This is a genomic window from Acinetobacter portensis, from assembly GCF_023158935.1.
Taxonomy (GTDB): domain Bacteria; phylum Pseudomonadota; class Gammaproteobacteria; order Pseudomonadales; family Moraxellaceae; genus Acinetobacter; species Acinetobacter faecalis.
Genome location: NZ_CP096120.1, coordinates 249,476 through 262,862, shown reverse-complemented (window position 1 = coordinate 262,862; position 13,387 = coordinate 249,476). Strand labels below are relative to the sequence as shown.

The 13,387-nt window shown below is 30.9% G+C and carries 14 protein-coding genes; 2 read left to right on the top strand and 12 right to left on the bottom strand.

Translation table 11 applies throughout. The features are described 5' to 3' along the window. Nucleotides 1-10: 10 nt before the first annotated feature. Together MZO21_RS01245 and MZO21_RS01240 are read left to right on the top strand one after the other, a co-directional pair. Entirely contained in the window at nt 11-1,132 is a 1,122-nt protein-coding gene (locus MZO21_RS01245) for a glycosyltransferase family 4 protein (protein WP_248101243.1), read from the top strand. Then, nucleotides 1,129-2,178, top strand: coding sequence for a glycosyltransferase (locus MZO21_RS01240; protein WP_248101239.1), 1,050 nt, complete (start codon nt 1,129-1,131; stop codon nt 2,176-2,178). The genes MZO21_RS01245 and MZO21_RS01240 overlap by 4 nt, the downstream gene beginning before the upstream one ends. Here MZO21_RS01240 and MZO21_RS01235 read toward each other — a convergent pair. The 12 genes from MZO21_RS01235 to MZO21_RS01180 form a co-directional block, all read right to left on the bottom strand. Continuing rightward, entirely contained in the window at nt 2,171-2,923 is a 753-nt protein-coding gene (locus MZO21_RS01235; RefSeq protein WP_248101237.1) for a glycosyltransferase family 25 protein, read from the bottom strand. The two genes, MZO21_RS01240 and MZO21_RS01235, sit on opposite strands and share 8 nt — an antisense overlap. After that, complete coding sequence (locus MZO21_RS01230; RefSeq protein WP_248101235.1) at nt 2,923-3,711, bottom strand: GT-D fold domain-containing glycosyltransferase; 789 nt, start codon at nt 3,709-3,711, stop codon at nt 2,923-2,925. The genes MZO21_RS01235 and MZO21_RS01230 overlap by 1 nt, the downstream gene beginning before the upstream one ends. 32 nt (nt 3,712-3,743) lie before the next feature. After that, nucleotides 3,744-4,523: a glycosyltransferase family 25 protein gene (locus MZO21_RS01225; protein ID WP_248101233.1), complete on the bottom strand. Its 780-nt coding sequence runs from the start codon at nt 4,521-4,523 to the stop codon at nt 3,744-3,746. 17 nt (nt 4,524-4,540) lie between these two features. After that, nucleotides 4,541-5,266 (bottom strand): LicD family protein, encoded by a 726-nt coding sequence (locus MZO21_RS01220; protein WP_248101230.1) that lies wholly within the window; start codon nt 5,264-5,266, stop codon nt 4,541-4,543. A gap of 15 nt (nt 5,267-5,281) precedes the next feature. Beyond that, the gene (locus MZO21_RS01215) at nt 5,282-5,908 is read right to left on the bottom strand and encodes a class I SAM-dependent methyltransferase (protein WP_248101228.1); all 627 of its coding nucleotides are present in this window, start codon (nt 5,906-5,908) and stop codon (nt 5,282-5,284) included. A 170-nt stretch (nt 5,909-6,078) separates the two neighbouring features. Then, nucleotides 6,079-6,204: a hypothetical protein gene (locus MZO21_RS15170; RefSeq protein WP_432612598.1), complete on the bottom strand. Its 126-nt coding sequence runs from the start codon at nt 6,202-6,204 to the stop codon at nt 6,079-6,081. 364 nt (nt 6,205-6,568) lie between these two features. Then, nucleotides 6,569-8,284, bottom strand: coding sequence for an ABC transporter ATP-binding protein (locus tag MZO21_RS01210; RefSeq protein ID WP_248101226.1), 1,716 nt, complete (start codon nt 8,282-8,284; stop codon nt 6,569-6,571). A 4-nt stretch (nt 8,285-8,288) separates the two neighbouring features. Next, entirely contained in the window at nt 8,289-9,137 is an 849-nt protein-coding gene (locus MZO21_RS01205; protein ID WP_248101223.1) for a glycosyltransferase family 2 protein, read from the bottom strand. Beyond that, nucleotides 9,138-11,078 carry a hypothetical protein gene (locus tag MZO21_RS01200; RefSeq protein WP_248101221.1) on the bottom strand — a complete coding sequence of 647 codons (1,941 nt, stop codon included), beginning with the start codon at nt 11,076-11,078 and terminating at the stop codon, nt 9,138-9,140. A gap of 69 nt (nt 11,079-11,147) precedes the next feature. Continuing rightward, nucleotides 11,148-11,570 (bottom strand): pilin, encoded by a 423-nt coding sequence (locus MZO21_RS01195; RefSeq protein WP_282441519.1) that lies wholly within the window; start codon nt 11,568-11,570, stop codon nt 11,148-11,150. Between the two features lie 195 nt (nt 11,571-11,765). Then, a complete protein-coding gene (locus MZO21_RS01185; RefSeq protein ID WP_248101216.1) occupies nt 11,766-12,326 on the bottom strand; it encodes a TPM domain-containing protein in 561 nt (186 codons plus the stop codon). After that, the gene (locus tag MZO21_RS01180; protein ID WP_432612601.1) at nt 12,320-13,348 is read right to left on the bottom strand and encodes a TPM domain-containing protein; all 1,029 of its coding nucleotides are present in this window, start codon (nt 13,346-13,348) and stop codon (nt 12,320-12,322) included. The genes MZO21_RS01185 and MZO21_RS01180 overlap by 7 nt, the downstream gene beginning before the upstream one ends. Between the last annotated feature and the right edge of the window lie 39 nt (nt 13,349-13,387).

Genomic DNA, 13,387 nt, shown 5'->3' with positions numbered 1-13,387 from the left:
AATTTTAATCGTGACTCGAAATCTTCCACCTCTCATTGGCGGTATGGAGCGTTTGAATTGGCATATTGCTGATGAATTGAGTAATGACCATAAAATTATTCTTTTAAGCCATCATGATGCAAAAAAACTAGCACCTAAAAATTGTGACTTTATGGGAATCCCACTTAATCCTTTACCTATTTTTTTAATTTTCGCTTTTTTTAAAACGTTGCTCATTTGCTTAAAACAAAAGCCTGATATTTTGTTTGCAGGTAGTGGTCTTACAGCACCTATTGTTGTTTTTTGGTCAAAAATATTTAGAAAAAAGAGTATTATTTATATACATGGGTTAGACATTGCGACAAACCACCCTATATATAATTATATATGGGTACCTTTTATCCGAAATGCAGATCAAATTATTGCAAATAGTACACCAACGCTAGAAATTTGCAAAAGTAAGAAAATCCCTAACAATAAAATCAATATTATTCACCCTGGCGTTACTTATCCCCCATTAGATAAAAATTTACTTCTTATTGATAAATTAAAACAAGACTACAATTTAGAAAACTCAAAGACTCTTATATCTGTTGGGCGCTTAACGAAAAGGAAAGCACTTAAAGAATTTGTAGACTTATCTTTACCCTCAATTATTGCGAAAGCACCAAATACAAAATTAGTTATTATTGGTGATACACCATCACAATCATTAAATAAGAATTTTCAAAGCAAAGAAGAAATTCTACATATCGCCAAACAACATAATATTGAAAATCACATCATATTTATTGGTAATATTTCAAATGACAGGCTTCTTTCATCATGGTTTTATCTTGCAGATTTACACATCTTTCCCGTAAAACATATTCCAGATGATCCAGAAGGATTTGGCATGGTTGCTATTGAAGCAGCAGCACATGGAACACCAACCATTGCATTTAAAACAGGTGGAATTGTGGATGCTATTGAAGATAAAAAGACTGGTTTTTTAATTAATAATGATGATTATGAAAACTTTTCAAAATTAACAATAGAAATCCTTCAAAAACAATCCCATGTAACTTCTGAAGACTGCTACAATTTTGCCAATAATTTTTCTTGGATAAAATTAAAATCTAAGTTCAATAATATAATTGAGAGCTTTCAATGAGCATATTATTTATTGGAAAACGCTTCTATACCAATCGAGATGCTTATACAGAAAAGTTTGGACGTATTTATCAATTACCCTACTATTGGTCTAAAGAAACTAAAACAGATTTATGGTTAGTGGATTATCACAGTAAAGAAAAAATTAAAGATCAGCATGAGGCATTAAAAATCACATCCACACCTATTTTTAGCTTTATCTTTATTATTCATGTAATAAAAACATTATTCGTAGATAGACCTAAAACTATAGTTGCAAGTGGTGATTGTTATATCGGTTTATTTTCATTTATTCTAGCTAAAATATGCAGAGCAAAATTTATATTTGATGTTTACGATAAATATGATGCTTTTACAGGATACAAAAATTTAGGCTTTAAAAATTTATTTCAGTTTCTCTTAAAACATGCAGATACATGCCTATTCGCTAGTAAAAAGTTACAGCATGAGAGTGAATTATTGTGCAAAAAATCACTCTTAGTTCCAAATGGAATTGATACTAATCTCTTCTATCCCAGAAATAAAAATCAATCTAGATCATTTTTAAATTTAGATCAAAATATAATTTATGTCGGCTATTTTGGAAGTATGGAGATAGAACGTGGTATTGATGATTTGATTTCAGCTGTAAAATTACTACACGAAGAAAATAGTAAAATTTATATATTACTTGGTGGAAAGAAACGTGATGATTTAAATTTAGAATATGAGTTTATACATTTTTTAGGAAATGTTCCTTTTACAGATGTACCAATTGCTATGGCATGTTGTGACTTACTAACACTCCCATATAGAAATTCAGCATTCTTAGATCATGCTTCATCTTGTAAAATTGGTGAGTATGCTGCTATGAATATTCCAATCGTAATGACTAACTCAAATCATGTATTGAACAACTATAAATTTAAAGATCACGACTTGAACTACATTTCAAAAAATCACAATCCAAATGATTTAGCTAAGGCAATAAAAATCATCTTATTAGAAAAACATAAATTTAATATTCTATTTTCCACATGGAATGATATTTCAAAAAATATTATTTAAATATAGAATCAAGCCCTTTTAATTTAGCAATTTTTTTTAAAACATAACGATCTACTACCTTATAAAAAGTAAAGAAGAGACCTTCCCTTAACAACCTTTTAAAGAAACCATTTAATTCCTGTCTACGAGCAAACTCAATATGACTAGGAGCTAGATCTAATGGATGATGAAAAATCGGAGAGAAATAAACATTTTTCTCATTTTTTAAAAACTCCCCCCATTCATCGGCTCGAATAAGACTATTTTTTTGAATGTTTAATATTTTTTCAGCAATACTTTTAGGTACAACATAGCAGCATGCTCTGACTAAAAATTTATAGTAGGCGGGATCAATCCGATAAACATTAGGAAAAACAGCTTTTCCGTATAAATATTTTCTAGATTTCATGCCGTCCATTCCACCAGCCAATAAAATACTACTTTTAGGAAGTCTAGTATAAATATCAACTAACCTATGAATATCTTGATCACATCCTAAAACATCATCCTCGAATACGATACAACTTTCTAAATTTTCTGAAATCATTTTTTTATAAATTAAACCATGACTTAATGCACATGCAATTTCAACATTAGAAATCTGTACTTTGGTCTGTCTTATATTTTTTGGTTCTATAAAAGAATATATTTGTGTTTTGTTAACAGCATTTATAAAGTTAAAATGGCAATACATTAGAGGAAAACATTTTCTTAAGTTCTCTCTTCGTAAATCATCTGAAATTAAGGAAATAACATAAATTTTCATTACTTATAACTAACATCTTCTGGAAGCTGTCCATTTTTAAAGACATAATCATAAGATCTATCTATATGACCTATATCTAATGCCCGGTACCCTAACAACTGCAATCTATACGCTAAAACAGTACCAGATTGACCTAAAGCAATAATGAATAACTTTTCTTTATTACATTCCATATTGACCAAATTAACTAATCTATTTAAATCAGAATAAGCATTCTTACTTCTAGATAACAATGTTTCATATGATTTTATATTAGAAAAAAGTTCATGATTATAATTAAATCGACTTCCCTCTCCTGTTATAAATACAACTTCTTTATCTTCCCAAATACGTTGCCAGAAACCAACACCATCATACTTATATGCCAAAAAAAACTCTGGCCGGGTAATAAATGAATTACCGTATTTTTTTGTTAGGCTTATTTTCTGCTTAAACGGATACCAATTATTTATCCAATATCTTTTCCACCAACGGCTATATAAATTAGCAGCAGGAATACAAACTAATATTTTATCATTAGTACCAATTAAAATAGACGATAACTCATCTGACAGGGCAGCAGAACCCTCCTGCCAATCACTTGATATATGCGAATAAAGACAGTGATTTATTTCTCCATCTCCAAAACGGACTAAACTTAACTCATTTTCATAAACTAAATCTAATGTTTGTTTTAAATCATAAATTTTATTCTTCTCAAAAGTAGAAATTTCTTCTGAGATAAAAATAAATGATCCAACATTAATATAATCAATAATATTCAATATTTTTTTTAATATTTTATTCAAACATCCCCCTTAAACATATCTACATAAAAAAATTATTTAATTTTTTCATCCTTACTTAAGATTGAAATTAATAAATATCCTAAATTAATCAATTTCCTATAACACTTATACCAAAATATAGTTTGTAAAAAATTTATCTTATATTGAGCCTTTTGAGTCAACTTACGCTGACTCTCAATATGACTTCCCGATAAATCAATTGGATGCTTCATTATATTCTTATAATAAAATGAATAATTAGTATTATCAAAATATTTAACCCAATCATCAGCTAAGTGAATGAAATTATCATTCATATCTACATAATGTGAGGCAAAATCTCTATCGACAACATAACAGACTGTTCTAGAAAAAAATTTAATTGAGTACTTATTTACCTTATAAAGGTTTGGATCAATTTCTGTTGATTTCCCATACCTATAATCATTCCAATCCAGCGGCAATCCCTCTTGACCGCCACACATTACAACACCTGTAAAATCTAACCTATCAACAATTTTTTTAATTCGCTCTATATCTACATCCGAACCAATAACATCATCTTCTAAAATTAAAGCATATTTTTCATCAGTCTTAAGAAAGCTTTTAAGTGCTGCAACATGACTTAAACTACAACCAATTTCACTTGGTGTTAATAAGTATTTATATTTATGAAAGTACGATTGCGTATATCCAAAATAATTTTTGGCAGTCAACTCATTACCATTGACTGCTGAAACTATATAAAATTCAGAATACTTAGTCTTAAATTTTTTCGACAAACACTCACGTCGGCTATAATCAACATCAAGAGATATACAATAAATTTTCATAAATATTAACCACTAATTCACATTTTTACTTCTATCCCTACAGTCGAAGCATCTAATATACATTCGTTAGTTTTTGGTCTTTCAGAATATGAATATTGTTTTGGAGTCATAAAATCTCTCCCATAAGCTTCCCTTAAATATAATTCAGTATCCTCAGGAATTAAAAATTCAGAACCATAAAAAGAGATATTTTTATAATTAAATTTAGAAAAACTACGTTTTACTGTTCTTAATCCATTATTATATTTTTTTAATGTTTCATTCCAAGTCAATCCATCTTCTGCATCAAATAAAAAAGCTGATATTTGATTATTTACTTCTTTGCAGACAAAAAAATCTATTAACACAAACCCCTTATATATAAAAGTATATTCAGAAATAAAATTATTTAATAAATCTTCATCACTTTTTATACTAAAATATTTATAAGGAATAAATCCATTGGCTTTCATAGATTGTATAAAATCTTCCGTCATATCAAAATCCATTATTCCGAAATCTAAGTCATAATCATAATCTATAATTTTTTTCTCTCGATATGCCCCTAATAAGGTACCAAAAGCTAACCAAACTTTTACATTTGGTTTGTAAGACGAAAGTACTTTCGATATATCCCGCAATGCATCTGGAGCCAACCTCTTAAATCGTTCATGTAATATTCTTTTTGTTAAAGCTTCTCTTTTTTTCTTATTAAAAGGATGAACCAAATAAGAGTAATACTTTATATTAAATAAATTAAGCAAAATCATCTCCAGAATTTAAATAGCTTCCAAAATAAATCTTGCTACATGTGCATCATCATCTTTATATTTTGCAAGACCATAACCCTCTACAAAATATATAACTCTAAAACCGAAGCCTAATGCACTCTCAATAAATTCAATTGGGTTAATAAATCTTCTATAATGCTCTTGTGTCATTTTTTTTTGGTACTTATCTTTATTTGTTCTAAATTCAACAAATAAACATTCGCCTTCCTTCAATAGTTTTCTTGATGTTTCAAAAAAGCTACTTTGAGATTTTTCATTAATTGCATGTAAAAAAAATCTTGAATAAATAACTGTACTATTTTCTTTTAAACAACTCTTAATTTGATCTATTAATTTTAAATCATCTATGGAAGACGCAATAAACTGCGTACCATTCGCTTTTCTACTTTTACAAAAATTAATTGCTTCTGTTGAACCATCAATACCGATAACATTATGATTAAAGTTCGAAAACATAAAACTATCGCGGCCATTACCACAACCAATATCAATAATATTTAATTTATCGCGGCCAATTTCATTCAAAAAAAATACAGCAAACTGTGATGGCAATAACTCATGTTTCACTGTCTCCTGACCTTTATAGAATCCGTCCCAATATTTACTCTCTTTCATATTCCCCCCCGATAAACACTAGTTGTAGATATTTCTAAAAATACAAAAAATTATCTAAATATTTTAAATTATACGTCATTTTATGAATAAAGGTTTGTTGTATCAGTATTTCTACTTAATCCTCTGAAAAATCTTTATTTAAATAAAATTGTAGCTCCGATGATTAATCATTAAATGCAATCTCTCTTATTTCCCTTAATATTAAAGTAGCTATCCACTTCAATATTATTTTGAAACATTATATGAAAAACAAAATAATCAACTAACTTATTTTCATTATTCCAATAATATTCCATAGAGTTTTTTCTGGTATATAGTCAGTAAGTAAAACTGTTGCATCTACCGATCCCCACCATACTTGCTTAATAAGTAAATCCTAACAATATCTAAAAATTTACATTAGAAATCACTCCTGCACGTCTTTTCTCTGCCTATATTTGGATAAATCTATATATTCATGTAAGTTATTTTCACGAACTCTAATAACCTCATGTTCTGAACAATAATAATCAACTTATTTTGAGCAATATTGGGAATTAAACTCCATCCTTGCAGCCATAATTTCCAAACTATTAGTTTCTCTTTACTACAGTTATATTTATTTAAATATTTTTCCACAGAATTATTTTATCAATTATATTTATCATCACTGACCTATTACTATAATTCTAAAATTTGATTACAGCTTTCTATAGCACTCCATCTATGTGCAATAATTACCATCGTAATTTTTCCATTTAAGTTTCGAATAGATGCATTAACTGCTTTTTCAGTTTCAGTATCTAACGCACTTGTTGCTTCATCCATAAATAGAACTTTAGGATTCTTATATAAGGCACGAGCAATACCAATACGCTGTCGTTGACCTCCAGATAACATTACACCTTTTTCACCAACTACTTCAGCATAACCATTCTTTAAATCTTGTGTAATAAAACTATCTATCTGAGCTAGCTTTGCTACTTTTTTGACTTGTTCTAAATCAATTTGATTCTTCGGTATTCCAAATGCAATATTTTCCGCAATAGACTTATCTGCTAAGTAAATAAATTGTGGAACATAGCCAACTATGCTTCTCCAATTTCTAACATTACCTTCAGACAACTCTATATCATCAATATAAATTTTCCCATGGGTCGGTATTAGTAGCCCTAACATAATGTCCATAAGAGTACTTTTGCCTGAACCACTTTTCCCCATAATTCCTAAACTGCTATTTTTAGGTATTTCGATACTAAAATTTTTTAAAACAGGCTTATCTAAACGGCTTGGATATGAAAAATGAATATTTTCTATACGAATTATTTTTTCTAACTTTATTGCAACACCACTTACACAACTATCTAGTTCTTCAGATTTCTTTTCCAACTCAAATTCAGGTGTTAATACTTTCAACACTTGTTCTGAAAACTTAAGTTGAGACATTGACCTATAAATATTTTGTGCAGCAGGCAACATTCGATATGCAGCAAAACCATAGAGCCCCAGTATAGGCAATATATGTGAAACATCTTTACCAGATTGAACCAAGAAAATTGCAACAGCTATTAATAAACCATAACCCACAGTTTCTATTATATTAAGTGGGATTTGACCCAAAGTATCTCTCGTTGCAAAATGCCTTGCAAATACTCTAGATGATTTCTCAAACTGCTCTATATAGCTTTGTTTTGCATTATTTATAATGACATCTTTTATGCCTGCCAATGCTTCCTGACAGTTTTGATATCGCTCTTTATTCGCCTGAGTATATTCTTTACCTATCTTTTTTAATCTTGCTTTGACTGACATATAAATAGCCAAATAAAAACCAGTAAGGATACAGGCTGTAGCTATTGCCATTATTGGATCATATACCAATAAAATACCAATCATTGCTAGTAATACAACACCGTATGACAGCATTGTTAAAGCAGGCAAAATCATAGTTAAAATTAATTGATCTACTTCTGAAAGTACGTTTTTAATTAACTCTGAACTATTTCTTTGAATATAAAATTCATACTTTTGATTTAAATAAATTTTTAATAATCTTTCAGAGAAGTAATGTCGCTGTAAATTTGAAAATCGGTTAACAGCATATTGAGTAACTATTTTTAATATTGCTGAAAAAACAACAATAAAAAATGAAAATAGCCCTAAATAAACAATAAATTGTTTTGCATCATCTACCGCTAAATAAACATATATTTTTTGTAGAATGGGAGTAGTTTCTATAGCAGCTGAATTAGATAGTACAGCTAGAAAAGGCATGATCGAGATAACACCAGCCGACTCAACCAATGCCATCCCCATCACTAAAATAAGTACATAAACAACTTTACGCTTATCTAACGGAGTTAATATTTTCCATAGTTGTTTTAAACTTTCCAACATCGAACTAGCTCTCTTTATACATTAAAGCAGTAATTTGTTCAGAAATTAATCCCATTAAAAAAATCGTAATACTGCCTGTATAAAATAAAGCACTCATATTTGTAAAACGGTGATATTCATAAAGTGTATAACCGTACCAACCACTCCCCATTAAAAATAGTAATACTGCTAATGGTAAAAACATTTTAAGTGGTGAGTATAATGTCGCAATTTTAAAAATAATTAGGAAGAAACGTATGCCGTCTCTTAAAGGTTGAATATGGCTTTTTCCAATACGTTGACGCGCGTGAATTGGTATATAACATATAGAATACCCAGCTCTAAAAAAGGCCATTGTACTTGTTGTTGGGTAAGAAAAGCCGTTGGGTAATAAATATATAAATTCTCTAAATTTATCTGCTCTAGCCGCCCTAAAACCCGAAGTTAAATCTTCAACTTTATGTTCTGTCATGTAACTTGCTAGATTATTATAAAGCTTATTTGCTATCCCGCGCCCTAAACTTGCTTGTGACCCCTTTTGACGTGCACCTACAACTAAGTCATAACCAGAATTAATCTTTTCCAATAATTTTGGAATATCTGCAGGGTCATGCTGACCATCGGCATCCATAAATACAATAATGTCTCCCAATGCATTTCGAGCACCTGTTTTAATAGCAGCACCATTACCTTTAGAATAAGGGTGGCTCACTACTTTAGCCCCAGCTCTTTCTGCAAGTTCAGCAGTATTATCTGTTGAACCATCATTAACTACTAAAACCTCATCTACCAATTTCAAATTCAAAATTTTAGAAATTGTTTGCTCTATAGCTCCAGATTCATTCTTTGCAGGCAGAACTACGCTGACTCTCATTTATTTCCCCAAAGTTAAAGCTTTCTTAATATTTCGTTTTTCAATACTAATTTCTTTAAACCAAACCCCATTCGAATCTAACGATTCTGCAATATGGATTTGATTCTTTGCAAGCTCAAGTTTACCTTGTAATCGATAAGCTTGTGATAACAATAAATAACCATTTACACTCGTATTCAATTTATTTGCTGTCTGTAAAAACTCTTCGCCTTTTATAAAATCATTAAAACTTGCAATATAATATTGAGCAAGCAATTTATAAATCTCAGAATTAAGACTCGCATTCGCTGTTGGATTTTCCAAAGCTGCTGTTAAAATTTGAATAACCTGTACAGAACTCAGCTTACAAAAAGACTCAATTTGACAATTAGTAAAGGAGCTTAAAAAGCTCACATTACTATTCTGTAATGGTCTATTCTTTAAGCGATCAATAAGTTCATTAATGGTTGCATCACTTACTTGCTTATCTAAGTACGAATCTAAGTGAATTTCTGCAAACCATGCACCATTTGCTGGTAAATAGCTTTGCTTAGAAAGGTTTAAATAATAATAAGCCTGCTCAATATATTGTTTTTTCTTCTGTTCATTACTCTCATTTTGCATGAGTTTCATATAAATCCTAGCAGCTTGATAATTTGCACGATCAGATTGTGGACTCATTGTTGCTTCATATACAGCATGATCTACTAAATTTGACCAAATAGTAGATCGCTGCCATGTTGTGAATGCTAAATTTAAAATAAAAATGAATACAAATAGATAAATAAATGGCTTTAATTTTTCATTCTTTATTTGTGCCAAATAATAACCAATAACTAAGATAAAACCAAAGAATGCAAAATAATTTCGATGTTCATGCACAAGCTCTAATGAAAATATAGTAGATTCCATTAAATGACTTATTACAAACCAGCCCCAAGCGAATAGTACCAAAGGATATTTTTTTACTAACAGCAAACTACTAATTGTAATTATACCAATCGCAACTACAGAATATAACGTTGAGATTGGATTCAAAAGTACTTTAGAAATAATAAAATCATCATGATATAAACTTAGTTCATTTAATTGTGGATAAATGAACATCTTAATGTAGAAAAAAATCACTCGTGCTTCTGTTAATAAGCGCTCTTCTAAATTAAAATCGCGTCTCACAAATGCACCAGAATGTAAGTGAGGCTGTATTAAATAAAATAATATAACTAGACCTATAAAACCTGTAACCCACAAAATTTTAATAAGACTTAGTTGATAAATTCGATAAGGATGACCCAATTGATTCTGAGCTTGAAAAATTGTTAACTCAATAAGATATAGTAAGGGAATAAATAATAAGCCTGATTCTTTGCTCAGTGCTGCACATGTAAATGAAATAACCACGCCACATAAAAGTAGAATACTTCTAATTTTTGAATGTTTCCCGCACCGCCATTGGCAATATAAAACTAAAGCAAACAAACCAAATAATGTGGACAAACTCGTCATACGCTGTACAACATACAACACACTAGTTAAATTTAAAGGATGAAATAACCAAACTGCTGTCACCGCTAGAGCAGTTATTGCGATCGCTTGATCGCTCAGTTTTTTATCGTTATTTATCCAGTGTAAAATAGATAAAGATAAAAAACAGATTAATACACCATTCAACAAGTGGATAAAAAGATTCGTTAATTTAAAATAAAAAGGATCAAACCCTGTAAAATAGTGATTTAACGCAAAGGAAAGCATGCTTATTGGTCTACCCAATGGGCCGGCATCTCCCGAGCCATATGCAGCATTTAATGCTTCATACGTAAATTCAGTCATTGCTAATTTGTTGTTTTCTAAAATATTAGCGCTATCATCAAAAACATAGTCTCCATACAAACCATTCCAATAAAGTAATGAAGTAATTCCAAGAATTAAAAATAAGACACTATTAAATTTAAAATTTTTCATTCTTCTCTCTATTGCTTATAACAGCAAAAAAAAAGAAGCATCATTAAGATGCTTCTTTTTTAAATTAAATTATTGACGGCAGTTTGCAGGCAAGAATTCTGTTTTCATAGTAGGACCAGCTTCACAAGTCCAAGTAATACCGCCACTTGTTGATGCACCTTGAAGAAGTAATGTAGCACCTGACTGAACTTTTGTTTTATATGTTACTGTAATTAAAGACTCATTGATGCTTACAGAACTCACAGCATTTCCTGAGATACTAACAGCAGCTGGAAGCGCTGCTGAGGTATTATTAGATGGCCACTGACCATTTGCTGAAAAGTATTCAGATACAGCAGCTTTAGCACCACCAGCAAGGCTCAAGCCTTCTGAAACGTGAGCACGTTTAGTATAGTTTTGGTATGCAGGAATCGCGATTGCTGCAAGAATACCGATAATCGCTACAACGATCATCAATTCAATAAGAGTAAAACCCTTTTGTACTGATTTCATAACATTCTCCACAAATGTTTTGTTAAGTTTTTATAAGCTTGATAAGCTATTTTGTACTTAGCATTTTATATGCCAACCTTTATTATAGTTATTTTTCAATTAGAAACAGAGCCTTACAAAAAATATTTTTAGAACCGCAGTGATATATTGTTTTTTTGTGTAAAAAAGTGACCAAAAATGTCACTTAATCATTATTCATCCAATAATAATTGGAACATTTGATAACTCGTTCTCAATATTTATTGTTCTACCTGCATAATATCTATCTAAAACTTTTCCTATTTCCCCAACACCATTCACAACAGCTTTTCTATATTCTTGCTGTTTTATGCTTTGAATTATTGTTTCACAAATATCATTCCATACATCTTGTGTTGTGGCTTTTTTAATTCCTCTATCTATCAATATTTCTACTTTTTTGTCACATAAATTTATATATAACAACACGCCGCTATTAAACTCTGTATCCCACACACCCACTTCCGCAAATAACTGTTTTGCTCTTGCATGTGTATCTTGATAAAACGCATTGGCTGCAGGAATGTAAGCTTCTATAACAACTTGAATTTCCCCTACATGCCCTTGTTCTGCTACTTTTACAGCTTCTGCAATAGCATGCTGATCCTGCTGATTAAAATAACGCTTTGTTGCAGGCATAAAAAAGAAATGCTTTAACCATCGTTTAAAACTTGGTGTTTCTACTTCATTTAGTTTAGGTTGCGTGACAATTTTTGTCGTTTCCGTATTTTTTACCATGAGCCTGATGCTCCTCCCCCACCAAAACCACCGCCACCACCGCGATATCCACCACTGCTTCCCCCACCAAAACCACCGCCCGAGCCGCCCCCTCTACCACTACCACCCGATAAGATGGCTTGAAATAATACTTGTGCAATAGTTGTAATAAGTAAGAAGAAAATACCACCACCAATTAATAAACTTGTGAGTAATCCTGCACCGTTTACTAATCCTGCCACAGTTCCTGCAACAGCTGCGGTAGATGCACTTAAACGCTTACCAACTACAAATGACCCAATAATTCCTGCAATTAAAATAAATAATGCTGTATTAAAGGTTTTCTCTTTTGCTTGTTGTTCATGTAAAGCTTGAGCTTGACGTTCTTTAAGCTCCAAAGCTGCTTGCGCTGCAATTTCAGGATCCATATTTAAAATATTTTCTATTTCAGCTAGACCCGCATCAATGCCTTGTGCAAACTGATTTTGCTTAAAGTAAGGCGTAATATTATTTCGAATAATTCGACTTGCAACAATATCGGGTAAAATCCCTTCTAAGCCATAACCTGTCGCAATTTGAATACGTCGATCATTAATTGCAATTGCCATTAACAAACCATTATCTTGTTTTTCCGAGCCAAGTTTCCATTGCTCTGCAACACGCATTGTGAAATCAAAAATATCTTCCTGACCAGTTGTTGGAACAATCACTACACCTATTTGTGCTTTGGCTTGTTCATTTAATTTTAAAATGCGTGCGCTTATTTGTTGTTTTTCACTTGCAGATAAAATATTGGCTTGATCAATAACAGGTTCATTTAACGTTGGCAGTGTTCGAATAGATTCGCCATCTGCTAAATCACTTTCGACTTGAAGAGATTGAACCTTTTCTTGCTCAACTTGCTGTGAATTTGATACTTTTTGCTGATTCTGAATAATTTTTCCTGCAACAATAACGTCTGCACTTTCATCAGCTGCAGTCGCAGTTTCACTCCAAGCAGAAAAACTAAAAAGCATCATGCAACTTAAAACCATAAGCTGCATGAATTTTGCTATTGGAAAGCTTTTTTCAAAATCAATCAT